Genomic DNA, 16,470 nt, shown 5'->3' with positions numbered 1-16,470 from the left:
TGCAAGGAGGCTACGAGGGTGGCGCCTCCGCGCCAACGCGCATTCGTTGCGCACACGCGGCTGATCATTGCGCACGTTGGGGCGGGTCAACTTGCGGCTGGGTACGCCGTATTCCGGCACCCGGGTCCCCGCCCACATGCGGAATGCCTGACGGGGGCGGCACCCACCCGGTGCCACCCCCGTCAACTCAACGCCTGGGCCTGCCGATCAGGCCGACACCGTCGCCCCCACCGGCGCCCGCCGCACCACATCCACGAGCGAGCGGTCCGTGATCTTCAGCGCCGGCGACACCGCGAGCGTCAGCGTGGAGACACTCATGAAGGGGTTGAGGTGCTCCCACCCCCACGCCTCAAGCGCGGAGCGCACAGCGCCCGCCTCGTCGGCGACCCGCGCGGCCGGCCGGTCCGAGAGCACGCCGCCCACGGGCAGCGGCATCCGGGCCGCCACGTCCTCGCCGGCGGAGCCGCGGACGACGGCGACGCCGCCGCCGTCGGCGACCACGGTGGCCGACGCGGCGGCCATCGCGGCACGGGACGTACCGATCGTCACCAGGTTGTGGCTGTCGTGCGCGTACGTCGTGGCGACGGCGCCGTGGGCCAGGTCCCGGCCGAGCAGCGGCGCGAAGACGACTCCGTCACGCCCGTGGCGGTTGCGGACTCGGACCAGTACCGTCCTGCCCTCCCAGTCCACTTCACCGTCGGCCACGGGGAGTTCGACCTCTGCCGCCTCGGTGTAGGTGTCGCGGGCGTTCACACGCATCGCACGGAACGTGTGGGTCCCGTCCGGCAGGTCGACGCGCCAGCGGAAGCCGTCGGCGTCCTGGGGCTCGACGTCGACACGGCTCGCGAGAGTGCCGGCGTCCGTGGCAGGGGTCTCGTGCACCGCCGCCCCGTCCCGGCCGACAAGGCGGCCGCCCGCGAGGACGAGCGCCGGGTCGAACGCGGCGAGTTCACCGCGCAGCAGGACCAGGTCGGCCCGCTTGCCCGGCGAGACGACGCCCCGGTCGTACAGCCGCAGCCGCTGCGCGGGGGTCCACGTCAGGGCGCGCAGGACGACGTGGGCCGGGAACCCGGCCGCCACCGCCACGCGGGCGATGTGGTCCAGGTGTCCCTTGGTGACGATGTGATCGGCCGCCAGGTCGTCGGTGACGAGGCAGAGCGGCGGCAGCTGCGGCAGGGCGAGCAGCGCCTCGGCGATCTCCTCGTCGAGGCACTTCTCCTGGAGCATCATCGTCATGCCCATACGGGCCTTCTCGAGGACCACCTCGGTGCGGTTCTTGGTGTGGTCGGAGTCCACACCCGTGGCGAGGTAGGCGCTGAGTTCGGCGCCGCTGAGGTTCGGGCAGTGGCCGTCGAGGATCGTGCCCTGTTCGCGGGCCGCCGCGGTCACGTCCCGCATCTTCGGGTCCCCTGCGACGACCGCCCGGTAGTCCATGACCTCGCCGAGCGCCGCGACGCCGGGCCACCGCAGCATCTCGGCGATGTCGTCGGCGGACAGGGACGCACCGGCGTGCTCGAGGCCTTCGAGCGCGGGGACGCACGACGGCACGCCCCACAGCTGCGTCTGCGCCGTGTCCTCGCCGGCCTCGATCATCCAGCGCATGGCGTCCCGGCCCGCGACGTTGACGATCTCGTGCGGGTCGGCGAGGACGGTCGTGGTGCCCCGGGCGAGCGTCACCGCGGCGAACTGCTGCGGCGTGAGGAACGCGCTCTCGATGTGCATGTGGGCGTCCACGAACCCGGGGACGATCCGCATACCGGTGGCGTCGATGTCCTCACGTGCCTCGGCGGGGGTGCCCGGCGGCAGGACCGCGCTGATCTCGTTCCCCCGGACGTACACGTCCGCGGCGAACTCCTCGCCGGTGAAGGTGGACACCACGGTCCCACCGAAGATCCGGAGGTCGTGCTGTTCACTCATGTCGTCGTGCTCCTTTTCGGACGTGGTCATCACCTGGCGAGCGGGGCGGGATGCGCCCCGGCGGCTCCGCGGAACGGGGTTGTGCCCCGGCCGCTTTACGGGACGAGCGTGTAGAAGTAGTAGCCGAGCGGGATCATCACGATCCACAGCGGCCAGGCCACCTCGCTGATCCGGCCCGCGGCCGTCTTGACCAGGACGTGGGCGGCGAGGCCGACCGCGATACCCGTACCGAAGTTGCCGAAGAACAGCGTGGTCGCCACGGTGAGCGCGGCCGGGATCGCGTTGGTCGGGTCCTTGAAGTCGACGTTCTTGAGCGCGCCGAGCATGGTCAGACCGATGTAGATCAGGACGGGCGCGGTGGCCGCCGAGGGGATCAGCGTCGCGAACGGCGTGACCAGCAGCAGGAGGCCGAAGCCGCAGGCCGCCCAGACCGAGGAGAGACCGGTCTTGCCGCCCGAGTCGGCGCCGGCCGTCGACTCCAGGTAGGCGGTCATCGAGGGCGCGCCGACCGCGGCGCCACCCATCACCGACACGGAGTCGACGATGAAGGGACGACGGGAACCGGGGATGGAGCCGTCCTCCTTGAGGAGCCCGGCCCGCCCGGAGACGGCCAGCAGCGTCCCGGTCATGGAGAAGAACTCCGACACGAAGAACGCGAAGATGTACGGGAAGTACTCGGGCTTGAGGGCGCCCAGGATGTCGATGTGGAACAGCATCGGGCCGGGCGAGTCCGGCGCCGAGAACAGGCTGTCCGGCACGTGGGTGACGCCGAACGGAATGCCGGCGATCGTCACGACCGCGATGGTGATGAGGAAGGCGCCGGGCACCTTCCGCGACACGAGGACCGTGAGCAGCAGCAGGCCCGCGAGGGCCAGCAGACCGGCCGGCTTCGACAGGTCGCCGACGTTGAGGGCCGCGCGGTCGGCGTTGCCGACGACGAGGTTCGCGCCCCGGAAGCCGATCAGGGCGATGTAGAGGCCGAGGCCGCCGCTGATGGCGTACTTGAGGTTCATCGGCATCAGGCGTGTGACCAGGTCACGGATGCCGAGCAGGGTCAGTACGAGGAAGGCCACGCCGGACCAGAACACCATGCCGAGCGCGGTGTCCCACGGGACGTGGTCCTGGCCGACGATGGTGAACGCGATCAGCGCCACGCCGCCGAGACCGGGCGCGACGACGAACGGCAGGTTGGCGAACAGGCCCATCGCCAGAGTGGCGAGGGCGATCGCCATGATCACGGCGGTGGTCGCGGCGCCGTGCGGGACACCGGCCTCGGCCAGCTGACCGGGGACGACGACCACGGCGTAGGCGGCGGCCATGAACATCGAGGCGCCGGCCACGAGTTCGGTGCGGTGGGTGCTTCCGCGACCGCGGACGCTGAAGAGTCGCTCGACGAGAGAGGCGGGCGGCTCGTTCGGGACGACGGTCTGCTCGTCGGCCGTGGGGACGGGGGATGGCATACGGGACCTCTGCGGGGATGAGGGGTCGGGCAGGGCTGCCTGCGGCGGCATCGACGCGGGGAGGGGCGTGGGCGGTGGGGGCACCCGGCTTGTTCCAGTCTCTGCAACCGTTCTCTGAAACCGGTTGCAGAGACCGGTTGCAGGTATCATGACACGCCATAAAGAGAAAGTGAACACTGGGGCTCGTGAACACTGGGGCTCGTGAGCACGGGGCGGGCACGTCGGACAGGGGGACGGGAATGGCGACGCTGATGGACGTGGCGCGCGCGGCGGGGGTCTCCAAGGCCACGGCCTCTCGGGCGCTGCAGCGCCCGGAGCTGGTCGCGGAGTCGACCCGGCTGCGGGTGCGCGAGGCCGCCGAGCGCCTCGGCTTCCATCCGAACGCCGCCGCCCGCGCGCTGACCACGGGCCGGACGGGCATGGTCGGCCTGATCGTTCCGACGCTCTCCAACCCGTTCTTCGCCCCGCTTGTCACGGGCGCGCAGCGGGAGGCCGAGGAGTCCGGCCATCACCTCCTGATCGCCGTGTCCGAGTACGACGACGCGCGCGAGGCCGCCCTTGCGGACCGTCTCGCGGAGCAGGCCGACGGACTGATCATGGTCACCCCGGTCGGTACGGACTCGGCCCTGCGGGAGCGCTCGCAGCGCCTGCCCCTCGTCCTGGTCGACCGGCAGGTCGGCCGGCTGCCCGCCGTGGTGGCCGACACGGCGACGGGCCTGACCCAGCTCCTGGACCACCTGCTGGACCTGGGCCACCACGACATCGCCTACATCTCGGGGCCCGCCGGCTCCTGGGCCGACCAGCAACGGCGTGCGGCCCTCGCGGAGCGGGCCGCACAGGCGGCGGCCCGGCTGCATGTCCTCGGTCCGCTGCCTCCGACGTTCGACGCGGGCATCGCGGCGGCGCGTGATCTCCCCCGGACCGCCACGGCCGTCCTCGCCTACAACAGCTATCTGGCCCTGGGCCTGCTGCACGGGCTCTTGGCGGTGAACCGCCGGGTCCCCGAGGACATCAGCCTCGCCGCCGCCGACGATCTGAGCAGCCTGCGGGCCACGACTCCCCCGGTGACCGCGCTCGACGTCCCGCTCGACGAGGTCGGCGCGCTCGCGTTCACGCGCCTCATCGACCTGCTCGCGGGCCGGCGCCTCACGGTGACGTCCCACCTGCCGTCCCGCCCGGTCATCCGCGCGTCCACAGCGGCGCCGGTCATGTCCGGGGTGACCGCGGTGCGGTGACGCCCTTACGCCGCTGATCCCCGCGCTTCTCAGCGGGACCCCGCCCACCCTCGGCCACATTTCATTTGCGCCATTGCGCAACCAACGAAATCCGATCTCCGTCTCCCTGAACGGGTCGCACAGCGACGCACCCGAACGAGCACCGAGGGAGAAGGCATGAGTGGTCGCCGCAGACCGGCGAAACTGGCTGTGCGGACGGGCCGGCCGGGGCACCTGAGCGACCGGGGAATGGAGCTGGTGCCGCTGATCGGCGCCATCCTCATCTGCTGCTACGGCTACGCCGAGACTGCCCTCGCCCTCACCGGGAAGCTACCGCCCAGCATGGCCCTGACGTGCGCGTCCGCGGCCGTGCTGCCGCTGGTGTGCCACGTCGCCGTACGCCGGTTCGCGCAGCACGCCGATCCACTGATCCTGCCGCTGGCCACTCTGCTGAGCGGCCTCGGGCTCGTCCTCATCCACCGTCTCGACATCGCGTACCAGACCCACTACCACCACGCGTCGGCCTCGGCCCCGGGGCAGTTGATGTGGTGCGCCATCGCGGTGGCGGTGTTCGCCGGGGTGGTGGTGCTGCTGAAGGACCACCGCAGGCTGCAGCGCTATCCGTACGTGACGATCGCCGTGGGCATGGTCCTGCTGATCGCGCCGACGTTCTCTCCCGGCGACGTCTACGGCGCCAAGCGGTGGGTCTTCATCGGGCCGCTGTCCTTCCAGCCCGGCGAGTTCGTGAAGATCGTCATCGTGGTGTTCTTCGCCGGGTACCTGACGATGCGCAGGGACGCCCTCGCGCTCGCCGGACGGCGCTTCATGGGCATGTACCTGCCGCGCGGCCGCCAGCTCGGGCCGGTCGCCGCCGTGTGGATCCTGAGCCTGCTCGTCCTGATCTTCGAGCGGGACCTCGGCACCTCGCTGATCTTCTTCGGCGTGTTCGTGATCATGCTGTACGTCGCCACGGAGCGCACGAGCTGGGTGGTGTTCGGTGTCGTGATGTTCGCCATCGGCGCCTTCGTGGTCGGTTCCTTCGAACCGCACGTGCACGGCCGTGTCGTCGCCTGGCTGCACCCCATGGACATCTTCCTGCCGCCGAACCAGCGCCCGCCGGGCCTCGTGTCGGACCAGGCCGCCCAGGCGCTGTTCAGCTTCGGCTCGGGCGGCCTCCTTGGCAGCGGCCTGGGCCAGGGCCATCCGGAGCTCATCGGCTTCGCCGGGCGCAGCGACTTCATCCTCACCACGGTCGGCGAGGAACTCGGGCTGACCGGCGTGACGCTCGTCATCCTGCTCTACGCGCTGCTCGCCGAGCGAGGTCTGCGCACCGCCCTGACCGTGGCCGACCCGTTCGGCAAGCTGCTCGCCGGCGGCCTGGCCTCGGCGCTCATTCTCCAGGTCTTCGTCGTCGTGGGCGGCGTCACCGGGCTCATCCCGCTCACCGGCAAGGCCCTGCCGTTCCTCGCCCAGGGCGGTTCGTCCATGGTCGCCAACTGGTTGCTGGTCGCCGTACTGATCAAGGTGAGCGACACCGCCCGCCGGCCGCCGCCGGCGCCGGCCGCCGACGTCAGCGCGGACGAGACCCAGGTCGTGCGGCCATGAGCCCGTCACCTCCGTCTTTCTCTTCAGCGAAAGGGCGGACCCGCTGATGTTCTTCGACGTGAGCGCCCCGGACCTGCTCGTCCTCGGCATCATGGTCGTTCTGCTGTTCGGCCCGGACAAGCTGCCCGAGGTCATACAGAAGGCGGCCGCGTCCCTGCGGAAGGTCCGCGCGTTCTCCGAGGCGGCCAAGGAAGAGGCCCGCTCGGAACTGGGCCCTGAGTTCAAAGATCTGGAACTCGCTGACCTGCATCCGAAGAGGTTCGTGCGCAAGCACCTCCTCGACGGCGACAGCGACGGCCTCGGCCTGGAGGAGATCCGTTCCGCCCTGGACCCGAGGCCGGAGCTGTCGGAGGTGGCTGCGGCGCTGGACGGCGAGCGGATCGAACGGGCTGGTTCGACCGAGCGGGCCGCTTCGACCGAGCGGGCCGAGAGCCGGATCACCCGGGCCGTGCCGGGCGATCCGGTGACGCGGGCTAGTGAAGGCCTGCGAAATGAAGAGGGTGCGGCGACAGAGCCGTGAACCACAGCAGGACGACGGTGGCGACCCCCATGATCGGGACCAGTATCTCCGTCTCCAGCTTGTTGCCACTGCTCTTGATGATGACGATCTCGTAGCGGTTCTTCAGCGGCCAGAGCCACGGCGCGCCCTGCTTGGTGATCGAGTCGCCGAGCAGGTGGGCCACACAGCCGAGCCCGACGGCGTACGGGAGCCAACCGGGGGCGGAGGGGATGAATTTGGCGATCACCGCGGTGCCTATCCCCGCCATGGCGACGATCGTGGCCCAGGCGGAGAAGCCGTGTCCGGGCGGGCACAGGTTGAGCGCCCGCACCGCCAGGGCGAGGAGGAAGAAGGTCATGCCGAGGGTGAACGGCCTGCCCAGGTACGTCACTCCGGCCCAGGTGCCCACGGTCATCAGGACCACGAAGAACAGCGAGTGGGTGGCGTGGCGGTGGCCGCCGGAGATCCAGGCCACGAAGCGGCACAGCGTCTTGGACACCGGGCCGAGGAAGTTGGCGATGGTGCCGTCGTGGTGGTCCAGGTCCGGCAGCAGCGCGGCGCCCGCGCAGAGCACGGTGCCCATCAGGATCTCCTGCGGAGACAGATGAGTGTGCATCACCAGGGGTGGCAGAAAGGGTGCGGTGCCTGCGAAGAGCAAGGTACCGCTCATCGCGTGCGAGTGGCCCATCATGGTGCGTTCGTCCTCCCCGTCCGGCGTGCCGGTGACACACCCTCAACAACGGTGCAGACGCTAGCAGGACGGGCTCTCAGGAAGATCAGCGGCACTGGTCTTCCTGATCCGCACACGACCGCCCGGACGAGGCGTCAGCAGGCCGCCCCCGCCCGCGCCCGGGCGCCACACGCACACCCGAGCCCGGACGCGGCGGGCGGCCGAAGCACTAACCCACGGGGACGTCGGTGCCCGTCAGCTGCACGGCGATGCCGTCCTTGCGGACACTGATGTCACGCAGGCCCAGGTCGCCCGGCATGTCCTTCGGCAGCTCGGCCGAGAACTCCATCGCCTCGGCGACCTTCGGCTCCTGCGTCTTCTGCAGGCCCTTGAGCAGCGACGGATCGATACCGGCGGGCTTCAGCAGTGCCGGGTGGTCGATCAGCGTGTCCAGCACCTTGCCCTTCATCATCCGGCCCGGTACGAGACGCTGCCCGGTCGTCTGCTTGAAGTCGCCCTCGTCCACCTTGCCGGCGGCCGGCGCGGCCAGCTGGAGCCCGCCGCCCTTGCCCGGGGTGTACGTGAGGACACCGGGAATCACCAGGCGGGTGCCGGACACGGTCAGCGCCACACCACGGTCGCCGACGCGCTGCACCTCGCCGCGCGCCCGGACCTGCATCTGCGTACCGCCCACCGGGATGTCACCGCGGGCGTCCACGGTGTTCTTCTCGCGGCCGGGGGTCAAGTGGATCTGTGAGGCGCCGACTTCACGGTTCAGGTCCTCGAAGTCGAGGAACACGTCGCCGCGCACCTTGCCCAGGACCACGCCCTTGACCGAGGTGGGGAGGCCGTCGATGTGGATGTCGTCCACGTTCGCCTTGACCTGCGCGACGGAGACGGGCCCGGCGGAGATGTCGGGGATGTTCACCTCGACGTGGTCGAGGTCGCCGGTGAGGGCCGTCGCCACGAAGGGGAAGCCGTCGATGTGCACTTCGGGCGCGGCACGCAGGTGCAGGGCCTTCTGCGCCTCGCTCGCCGCGACGTTCTCGGCGTAGAGCACGGCCCAACGGTCACCGAGGGCCAGGAAGGCGAGTACGACGCCGAGGCCGACGACCGTCTTCGCGGTCCGGCGGACGATGACGCGGCGACGGCTCTTGGGGCGGGCTTTCTGGTCCTGAGTCTTGTCCTGACCCTGAGTCTCGCCCTGGCTCGGGCTCGGCTCCTGGCTCTTTCCCTCGTCCGCGCTCGCGCTCGCCGCGTCCTCGGTCGCCGGGATCTGCGCGGTGTCGTCCACGGAAGGTTCGTTCGATTGCATCCGCACATGCGATCACATGGTGAGGGCCGGATCCAAGCCGGCCTCCAGAACAGCTGTCACATTCCCGCGCCCGCCGGACGAACCGCCCCAACTCCCCATGCGTAAAGCACGGTTGACGGCCGAAGTTCAGAGTGTCTGCCAACGATACGGGAGTTGACGACACCTCCCACCTCGCACAACCCGCCTCCCGTGCCCGCCGCGCCGCGCCCGCTCACCCGGCAACCCGTCATGGTTCAGCAAATTTCCAGCGAATGGAACCTATTGTTTCTATCGGGCGCTACCTTGATGGCATGTCAATGTACGTTTATGTCAGGACATCATCAGAGTCGATCCCTTGCTGCGCTACGGCAATTCATAGGGCGGAGGTCAACGCTCCGTGTCTCTGATGGATCCCGTACTGGCCGCCCCGAACACCCGTACCCGTTCCGCCGCCGTCGTGTCCCGCCATGAGTGGGAGGGCTACCGCTGCGAGTCACGTCTGGTGCCGGCGGCCTCCCCGCGCATGGCGCCCCTGGTGCTGGTCGGCGGCGCGTTCCAGACCAAGGAGAGCTGGGGGCGTCTGGAGCGTGAGCTGCTCGCCCACGCCGACGTCTTCACCGTCGATCTGCCGGGCTGGGGTGCGGGGAACGTCCTTCCGGACCGGCACGGCGCCGACTTCCTCGCGGACGCCCTGGCGCACATGATCGACGAGGTGGGTCTGTCCTCGGTCCATCTCGTGGGCGGCTCGTACGGTACGGCGATCGCGTACCGGCTCGCGCAGCGGCGGCCCGAACTGGTCGAGAAAATGGTGCTGGTGGGCACGATGACGTCCATTCCCGGACACGCCCGCGTCGCCATGCGCAGAACCCTGGACCTGCTGGCCGAGGGGCGCAGGGAGGAGTTCGCGCAGGAGACCGTCGCGTTCATGGTCAACGCAGACCGGATCGACTCCGTCGCCGCGGGCGCGCGCGTACGCCGGTTCCTGGTGCGCCGGTTGCTCAACCTCAGTGACGAGGACGTCGAGAAGCACCTCGCCAATACGATGCGCCTGCTCCGGCACGAGATGCTCGACACCAGCCGGCCCCCGGCCATGCCGGTGCTGGTCACCACCGGTGAGCACGACGCGTTCACGACGCCTGACCTGTGCCGGGAGCTGGCTGCCACGTGCTCCGACAGCTGGTTCACGCGGGTGGCCGACGCCGACCACATGCTTCCGCTGGAGCGTCCGGTCGAACTCGCCGGTCTGATCACGCACTTCCTGATGGGCGAGCCCCTGGACCAGCTCGCCTATTGCCGCGAGGTCGAGCGCACGTCCCGGCTCTGCGTCACACCCTGAGAGCCGTCCCCCCACACACAGACCCGTCCGACATCCCACAGGAGAGCTCCACTCGATGCGGATCCAAGTCATCACGGTGGGCACGACCGGATCGGTAGCCCCGTACACCGGTCTCGCGCACCGGCTGCTCGCCGAGGGCCACGACGTCGAGCTGGTCACGCACGCCAAGTTCGCCCCGCTGGTGGAGTGTTGCGGCCTCCGCATGAAACCGCTGCAGGCCGACCCCTTCGAGGCGCTGATCGGCGCGCACACCCATCTCACCGCAGCGGCCGTGTCTCCGTCGCGCCCGTCGGGCGCGGTTCGGGCGCTCGGGTCGTTACGGTCACTGGCCCGGGACACCGAGCAGGCCATGCTGTCGCTGGTCGACGACGTGCTCACGGCGGTGGATCCGAAGGCCGACGTCATCCTTCTGTCGACGATCGCGGCCCCGATCGGCTCGGCCGTCGCGCGCCATCACGGCATCCCCAGCATGGGCGTCTTCCTCCAACCCGACGTTCCCACCGTCGAGTTCTCGCCCTGTACGACGGCCTGGCGCGGCCCGGCCCGCACCAACCGCTTGCGCGGTCACACCGCGAACCTGCTCTTCGACACGCTCTACCGCACGGCCCACCGCGCCACCCACGAGCGCCTGGGCATCACCCACCGCAGCGGCCATCGGCTGCGAGCAGCGCGTGAGCGCGAGCAGTGGCCCATCTGGCACGGCTACAGTCCCTGGGTCGTCCCCCGCCCGTCGGACTGGCGACCGGGACTGCACGTGCCCGGTTACTGGTGGCCGCACGAGTGCCCGAACTATCAACCACCCACGCTGGTAACGGACTTCCTCGTGGCAGGTCCTCCCCCGGTCCTCATCGGCTTCGGCAGCATGATGCCCGGCGATCCCGAGCAGCTCGGGCAGATCGCTGCGCAGGCGCTGCGGCGCGCAGGGCTGCGAGGAGTGGTCCAGTCGGGCTGGGCGGGGCTCTCCGTGGTCGACGACGACGTCATCACGGTCGGTGAAGTGCCGCACGGCTGGCTGATGCCGCAGACCGCCGCAGTCGTCCACCACGCGGGCGCCGGCACCACCGCGGCCGGGCTGCGAGCCGGCGTACCGGCGGTGCCGGTACCGGTGATGACCGATCAGCCCTGGTGGGCCGCCCGGCTCGGACAGCTCGGGGTCAGCGCGGGAGCACTGCCCTGCACGGAGCTGACGGCGGCACGGCTGGCCGACGCGCTCACGCGGACCGTGCGGGCTCACGGGCTGGCCCGGAACGCCACGGCGGCGGCGGCGCGCCTGGCCCGCGAGGACGGTGCCGGCGCCGTGGCCCAGGCGGTCGCCCGGCTCGCGTGAGTACGCGGATACCAATTGCCGTAAGCCCCCACCCACACGTGACAACACACATCAACCATCGACCATCGACTTGAGGAAACCTCGTGACCCAGTCCGCGACGCCACACCTCACCGCACCCCCGGCAGAGTCGACCGTCACCGCCATGCCTCCCCTGGACGCCTGGCTGCATCGTCAGCAGAGCGAGGGCGGTTCCAACATGACCGGCGCGCTGCTCACCTGGTTCGAGGGCCCGCCTCCCACCCTGGCCGCGCTGCGCGCCCTCGCCCGCAAGCGCCTCGCGCCCTACCAGCGGCTGAGTCAGATGCCCCACGTACCCGACTCCGACAGCTGGCCCCAGTGGTCGACCGGCCCGGAGTTCGACGCGGACCACCACATCAGCGAAAGCCCCCACGTCCCGGCCCCCGGCCTTGAGGGACACATCGCCACCCTGTTCACCGCACCGCTCGACGACCGTCGCCCACTGTGGCACCTGCATCTCGTCCCGTCCGCCGACGGTTTCGTCCTCCTGCTGCGCGCGCACCATGCCCTCCTCGACGGCCGGTCCATCGCCACCGTGCTCCGCGCCCTGTTCGACGAAACCGCGGACGCGCACCGCCAAGCGACCGTCCCGCCGCCCGCGGCCTCGTCCTCACGCGCCCGTCAACTCGCCTGGAATCTGGGCGACTTAATCCCCAAGGCGCGGACCCTGCCCTTCCATGGCGACGTGGACCCGCAGCGCGTCATCGCCTTCCGGCACGTACCGAGCGAGGACCTGGAGGCCGCGCGCAAGCCGCCCCACTACGTCACCTCCGGACCCGCCTCTCGGGCCTCCGCCAACGCCGTCTTCCTCGCCTCCGCTTCCGGAGCCCTGCGCACCCTGGGCCTCACCGGCCGCTTCCCGTACCTGCCGGGAGTGTGCGCCCTGGTCCCCGTCGACGTACGCACCGACGAGGAGAGGGAGCTGCTCGGCAACCATTACGCGACCGTGCGCGTTCCGCTCCCCACCCAGCGGGAGGCGCGGGCGCGGCTCGCCGCCGTCGACGCCTTCATCAGGCAGGGCGCGATCGGGGCCAGGGCGCGCGCCCAGGCCACCATGGTCGCGTCGCAGCCGCGCAAGGTGACCGCCCTGGGCAGCGCGATGAGCCACTACGTCGACTCACCGCGCTACTTCTCCCTGCTGTGCAGCAGCGTGGCCACACACGCGGGTGAGCTCACGCTCGGCCGCGCACGGCTGACCGCGATGGCGGGGCTTCCTCCGCTCGGTCCCGGCCACCCTCTCGCGCTCACGTTCATGCGGCACGCCGGCGGATCGGTCGTCACGGCGATCACCGACCACACCCATCGCCATCTGGCACAACCGCTCGTCGCCCACATCCACGACGAGATCCGCAAGCTGTCCGTCTGAGACATGTAGCTCAGCGGCGACCGCGTACCCGGGGCCGGTGCCTGCGCGCCCAGCTCCGCAGCCCGGCGAGAGCCGGAAAGCGGTCGTGCAGTTGCTGGCTGTTGCGGTCCAGTTCCTCCATCAGGCGCTGCGAGCGGTGTTCGGTGTCGAGTTCGGCGAGGATGCGGTCGATCTCGGTGAGCAGGGCGCCTTGCAGCTGCCAGTGGCTGGGGTCCTCCCGGAGGGAGTCCACGAGTAGTCGCGCCACCCGTTCGCGCTGGACCCCAGCCGCTGCGAGATTGCTCACCAGGTGTTCCTCGGCCCGTTCCGACTCCTCGCTGGTGCCGGTGGCGACGAGGACGGCGAAGCTGATGACCGCGTCCGCGACGCGGCCGAGCAGTTCACGCATCGCGAGGGACACCTCGGGTTCGAGGAGCCACTCCTCCTCGCGCTGTTTGGCCAGGTCCGTCAGAGTGCGGGCGAGGACGCGCAGGACGACGGTGCAGATCTCCAGGGTGTCGAGGCCGGTGCGCAGGACGACGCGGTGCAGCCGTCCTTCCTTTACGCGCGGGTTGAGCCGGAGGCTGTCCTCGGCCTGGCGGAGGGAGACGTCGACCTCGGCGATGTCCTGGTCGAGGCGGCGGGCCTCGTGCAGCCGTTCCGCGGCGAGCGGCCACGGCGTCGGGTCCACGAGCTGGTCGCCGAGGTCGAGCAGCAGCTGTCGCATCCGCCGGGCCAGGTCCTGCAGCGCGTCGCCCGCCGTGTCCACCCACACGGGAGGCGCGAAGAACAGGTTGAACGCGAGGCCGGTCAGGGCGCCGATGAGCGTTTCGAGTACGCGGTCCCAGGCGCTTGCCGCCACCCGGGTGACGCCGAGGACGAGCATCGCGCTGATCGCGACCTCGGGCACGAACTCGTTGGCGCGGACGTAGGGGCCGATGGTGAGCGAGGCCAGGATGATCAGCGCGAGACTCCACCAGCTCAGCCCCACGAGCGCGCTGAACGCGATGGCGATGAACACCCCGACGACCACGGCGTTGATACGGCGGATGCTCACCTTCACGGTCGCGTACAGGGTCACCTGTACGACCAGGAGTGCCGTGAGGGGCGCGGTGAGCGGGGCGGGCTCGCGGCTGAGGCGGAGCGCGATGACGTAGGCGATGGTCGCCGCGGCGGTGGCCCGCAGCATCTGGACGACGACCGGGTTCCGCAGGCCCTTCACGAGCACGCTGCCGCCGGGCACCCGGTCCAGAGCCCGCAGGCTGACATCGGGCACCCGGCTCAGCAGCTCGCTCAGCCGCTCGGATCCCAGAGGCACCCTCCGTCCCTTCCCCGATCCGGCGGCTGCTTCCCGGCGCGTAGTCCGCACGGGTCATGGCAGAAGAAAAGGCCGTGCGCCCGGGGTGCTCCCGCACACCCGGACGCACGGCCCGAGACGTCTGCCGATTCCTGGAACCGGCGGGCGTGGGACTTACGCCTCGCCGTCCGTCAGGTTGGCCGGGGGCCAGTTGCGGATCTTCTTGGGGCGCGGGGTCGCGTACGTGCGGACCTTCGAGGTGGTGAGGCCGAGGCGAACGAGGGACTCGGCGATGGTCACGGCCGCCGCGACGCCGTCCACGACGGGGACGCCCGTGCGCTTCACGACCTGCTCGGTGAGGCCGGCCATGCCGCCGCAGCCCAGGCAGATGACCTCGGCCTTGTCCTGCTCGACGGCCAGGGCCGCCTGCTCCACGATCGCCTCGACCGCGGCTTCCTCGTTGCTCTCCAGCTCGAGCACGGACATGCCGCTGGCGCGCACAGAGGCGCAGCGGTCGGTGAGGCCCGCGAGCTTGAGCCGGTCCTCGATGAGGGGCACGGCCCGGTCCAGGGTGGTGACCACGGAGTAGCGGTGGCCGAGGAACTGGGCGGTGCTGGCGGCGGCTTCCGTGATGTCGACGACCGGGACGTCCAGGAGCTCCTGGAGGCCCTCGCGGCCGTGCTCGCCGTAACCGGCCTGGATGACCGCGTCGAAGGGGTGCGGGTAGGCGCGGACCGCTTCCATCACGGCGATGGCCGCGAGGTAGCTCTCGTAGTTGCCCTCCACGGACTCCGCGCCGAACGGCGGGGTCAGGGGAACGATCTCCGTTCCGGGGGAGGCCACGGAGGCGGCCTGCGCGCCGATGCTCTCGGTCATCGAGGCGGTGGTGTTGACGTTCACGACGAGGATACGCATTTGTGCATTGTTCCTTGCTGAGGGTCGGCGTGGGGGCCGATGTGGTGCGGTGGGTCAGGCGGCGGCGACGGCGATCGCTTCGCCGTCCACGTCCAGGGTCTGCTTCTTGCGGTCGGCCGCGATCAGGTAGATCACGGCGGAGAGGGCCGCGCCGATGAACCAGGAGAAGCCGGACATGGACTTGAAGGCGGGGACCAGGGCGACGACGACGGCCACGGCCGCGGCGGGGACGAAGGCGCCGATGGCCCGCAGGTTGAATCCGCGCTGGTAGAAGTACTCGCCGTCACGCTCGTCGGTGTAGAGGTCGGGCACGTTGACCTTGGTGCGGCGGACCATCCAGTAGTCGGCCATGACGACACCGAAGATCGGGCCGAGCAGGGCTCCGAGGCCGCCGAGGAAGTAGTTGACCACGGTGGGGTTGTCGTAGAGGTTCCACGGCAGGATGACCAGGCCGATGGACGCGCTCACGATGCCGGCGCGGCGGAAGTTGAGCTTGCGCGGGAACAGGTTGACCAGGGCGTAGATGGGCGCCACGAAGTTCGCCATGAGGTTCACCGCGATGGTGAGGGTGATGAAGGCGAGCGAGGCGGCTGCCATCAGGTACGTGTTGGGGATCGACCGGACGATGTCCTCGGGACCCGTGATGACCTTGCCGTCGAGCTTGAACTGGGCGCCGCTGAGCACGACCACGATGACGGCGAAGTACAGCATGTTCACCGGGATGCCGATGAGGTTGCCGCGGACGATGGAGCGGTTGCTCTTGGCGGAGCGGGTGAAGTCACAGAAGTTGAGCACGAACGTGCCGTAGATGACGACCCAGAGGGCGGCGCTCTCGAAGATCTGGCGCCACATGCCGAAGCCGCTCGGGGCGTGGCCGGTCGAGATGGCGATCGAGCCGCCGGCGCGGACGAACATCCAGATGGCCAGGGCGGTCATCGTGATGAGGATGGTCGGAGCGGCGAACTCCATGTACTTGCGGATGAGCTCCATGCCGTAGCTGACGATGACGACCTGGACGACCCAGAGGGTGAGGAACGTCGCCCAGCCCAGGGTGGAGAGTCCGAGGAACGAGTTCTCGTCGAGCGAGCGGAGTCCGGGGAAGAGCACCTTGGCCAGGGCTCCGAGCACGGACGACGCGAGGTACGTCTGGATGCCGAACCAGGCGATGGCCACGACACCGCGCACGATGGCCGGTATCTGCGCGCCCTTGATGCCGAAGGAGATGCGGCTCATGACGGGGAACGGGACACCCGTCTTGCTCCCCATGTACCCGGAGAGGGTCAGGAGCAGGAACAGCAGCACCGAGGCGATGACGAAGGCCGCCAGGATGCTCCAGACGCTCATGCCGAGCGCGAAGAGCCCGATCGCGAAGGCGTAGTTACCAAGACTGTGGACGTCGTTGCCCCAGAGGGTGAAGACGCTGTAGGCGCCCCACTTGCGCCCTTCCTTCTTGGTGGGGGCGAGGTCGGGGCTGTACAGCGCGGGACTGGTCCGCGGGCCCGCGTCGACCGCGTCAAGAGATTGCTTTTCGTGCACGGCGGCCATGGCACACCCGGCTTTCCGTATTGCGGA

General features: G+C 70.1%; 13 protein-coding genes. 6 read left to right on the top strand and 7 right to left on the bottom strand.

The features are described 5' to 3' along the window. Positions 1–207: 207 nt before the first annotated feature. A complete protein-coding gene (locus ABZ893_RS23065; RefSeq protein ID WP_361406834.1) occupies positions 208–1,917 on the bottom strand; it encodes an adenine deaminase C-terminal domain-containing protein in 1,710 nt (569 codons plus the stop codon). Between the two features lie 95 nt (positions 1,918–2,012). After that, on the bottom strand, positions 2,013–3,377 hold the full coding sequence (locus tag ABZ893_RS23060; protein WP_361406832.1) for an NCS2 family permease: 1,365 nt from the start codon (positions 3,375–3,377) through the stop codon (positions 2,013–2,015). Between the two features lie 239 nt (positions 3,378–3,616). On the opposite strand from ABZ893_RS23060, the gene ABZ893_RS23055 reads away from it, so the two are divergent. From ABZ893_RS23055 to ABZ893_RS23045, 3 genes are all read left to right on the top strand, one after another. Continuing rightward, on the top strand, positions 3,617–4,612 hold the full coding sequence (locus ABZ893_RS23055) for a LacI family DNA-binding transcriptional regulator (RefSeq protein WP_361406830.1): 996 nt from the start codon (positions 3,617–3,619) through the stop codon (positions 4,610–4,612). A 228-nt stretch (positions 4,613–4,840) separates the two neighbouring features. Further along, positions 4,841–6,196 carry an FtsW/RodA/SpoVE family cell cycle protein gene (locus ABZ893_RS23050; protein ID WP_361407263.1) on the top strand — a complete coding sequence of 452 codons (1,356 nt, stop codon included), beginning with the start codon at positions 4,841–4,843 and terminating at the stop codon, positions 6,194–6,196. Positions 6,197–6,242: 46 nt separating this feature from the next. Beyond that, a complete protein-coding gene (locus ABZ893_RS23045; protein ID WP_361406828.1) occupies positions 6,243–6,716 on the top strand; it encodes a sec-independent translocase in 474 nt (157 codons plus the stop codon). Here ABZ893_RS23045 and ABZ893_RS23040 read toward each other — a convergent pair. Then, the gene (locus ABZ893_RS23040; protein WP_361407261.1) at positions 6,670–7,383 is read right to left on the bottom strand and encodes a metal-dependent hydrolase; all 714 of its coding nucleotides are present in this window, start codon (positions 7,381–7,383) and stop codon (positions 6,670–6,672) included. The genes ABZ893_RS23045 and ABZ893_RS23040 overlap by 47 nt on opposite strands. Positions 7,384–7,594: 211 nt before the next feature. Then, complete coding sequence (locus ABZ893_RS23035; RefSeq protein ID WP_361406826.1) at positions 7,595–8,680, bottom strand: DUF2993 domain-containing protein; 1,086 nt, start codon at positions 8,678–8,680, stop codon at positions 7,595–7,597. A gap of 385 nt (positions 8,681–9,065) precedes the next feature. On the opposite strand from ABZ893_RS23035, the gene ABZ893_RS23030 reads away from it, so the two are divergent. The 3 genes from ABZ893_RS23030 to ABZ893_RS23020 all read left to right on the top strand — a co-directional run bounded on the left by ABZ893_RS23030 (position 9,066) and on the right by ABZ893_RS23020 (position 12,707). After that, positions 9,066–9,995, top strand: a complete 930-nt coding sequence (locus tag ABZ893_RS23030) for an alpha/beta hydrolase (protein WP_361407259.1) — start codon at positions 9,066–9,068, stop codon at positions 9,993–9,995. A gap of 55 nt (positions 9,996–10,050) precedes the next feature. Beyond that, positions 10,051–11,322 carry a glycosyltransferase gene (locus ABZ893_RS23025; RefSeq protein WP_361406824.1) on the top strand — a complete coding sequence of 424 codons (1,272 nt, stop codon included), beginning with the start codon at positions 10,051–10,053 and terminating at the stop codon, positions 11,320–11,322. 83 nt (positions 11,323–11,405) lie between these two features. Continuing rightward, positions 11,406–12,707 carry a wax ester/triacylglycerol synthase domain-containing protein gene (locus ABZ893_RS23020; RefSeq protein WP_361406822.1) on the top strand — a complete coding sequence of 434 codons (1,302 nt, stop codon included), beginning with the start codon at positions 11,406–11,408 and terminating at the stop codon, positions 12,705–12,707. Positions 12,708–12,717: 10 nt separating this feature from the next. On the opposite strand, the gene ABZ893_RS23015 is transcribed toward ABZ893_RS23020, so the two are convergent. From ABZ893_RS23015 to ABZ893_RS23005, 3 genes are all read right to left on the bottom strand, one after another. Further along, positions 12,718–13,875 carry an aromatic acid exporter family protein gene (locus tag ABZ893_RS23015; protein ID WP_361407257.1) on the bottom strand — a complete coding sequence of 386 codons (1,158 nt, stop codon included), beginning with the start codon at positions 13,873–13,875 and terminating at the stop codon, positions 12,718–12,720. A 282-nt stretch (positions 13,876–14,157) separates the two neighbouring features. Then, complete coding sequence (locus tag ABZ893_RS23010) at positions 14,158–14,898, bottom strand: aspartate/glutamate racemase family protein (RefSeq protein ID WP_361406820.1); 741 nt, start codon at positions 14,896–14,898, stop codon at positions 14,158–14,160. A gap of 54 nt (positions 14,899–14,952) precedes the next feature. Next, entirely contained in the window at positions 14,953–16,443 is a 1,491-nt protein-coding gene (locus ABZ893_RS23005; RefSeq protein WP_361406818.1) for an NCS1 family nucleobase:cation symporter-1, read from the bottom strand. Positions 16,444–16,470 lie beyond the last annotated feature (27 nt).

The sequence above is a fragment of the Streptomyces sp. NPDC046821 genome (assembly GCF_040645335.1).
GTDB lineage: Bacteria > Actinomycetota > Actinomycetes > Streptomycetales > Streptomycetaceae > Streptomyces.
The sequence above is the reverse complement of the archived record's forward strand: the minus strand, read 5'-3'. Positions and strand labels throughout refer to the sequence as shown.

Coding starts and splice junctions, on each gene's coding strand:
- ABZ893_RS23065 (WP_361406834.1), bottom strand. CDS start 1,917: ATGAGTGAACAGCACGACCTCCGGATCTTCGGTGGGACCGTGGTGTCC.
- ABZ893_RS23060 (WP_361406832.1), bottom strand. CDS start 3,377: ATGCCATCCCCCGTCCCCACGGCCGACGAGCAGACCGTCGTCCCGAAC.
- ABZ893_RS23055 (WP_361406830.1), top strand. CDS start 3,617: ATGGCGACGCTGATGGACGTGGCGCGCGCGGCGGGGGTCTCCAAGGCC.
- ABZ893_RS23050 (WP_361407263.1), top strand. CDS start 4,841: ATGGAGCTGGTGCCGCTGATCGGCGCCATCCTCATCTGCTGCTACGGC.
- ABZ893_RS23045 (WP_361406828.1), top strand. CDS start 6,243: ATGTTCTTCGACGTGAGCGCCCCGGACCTGCTCGTCCTCGGCATCATG.
- ABZ893_RS23040 (WP_361407261.1), bottom strand. CDS start 7,383: ATGGGCCACTCGCACGCGATGAGCGGTACCTTGCTCTTCGCAGGCACC.
- ABZ893_RS23035 (WP_361406826.1), bottom strand. CDS start 8,680: ATGCAATCGAACGAACCTTCCGTGGACGACACCGCGCAGATCCCGGCG.
- ABZ893_RS23030 (WP_361407259.1), top strand. CDS start 9,066: ATGGATCCCGTACTGGCCGCCCCGAACACCCGTACCCGTTCCGCCGCC.
- ABZ893_RS23025 (WP_361406824.1), top strand. CDS start 10,051: ATGCGGATCCAAGTCATCACGGTGGGCACGACCGGATCGGTAGCCCCG.
- ABZ893_RS23015 (WP_361407257.1), bottom strand. CDS start 13,875: ATGCTGCGGGCCACCGCCGCGGCGACCATCGCCTACGTCATCGCGCTC.
- ABZ893_RS23010 (WP_361406820.1), bottom strand. CDS start 14,898: ATGCGTATCCTCGTCGTGAACGTCAACACCACCGCCTCGATGACCGAG.
- ABZ893_RS23005 (WP_361406818.1), bottom strand. CDS start 16,443: ATGGCCGCCGTGCACGAAAAGCAATCTCTTGACGCGGTCGACGCGGGC.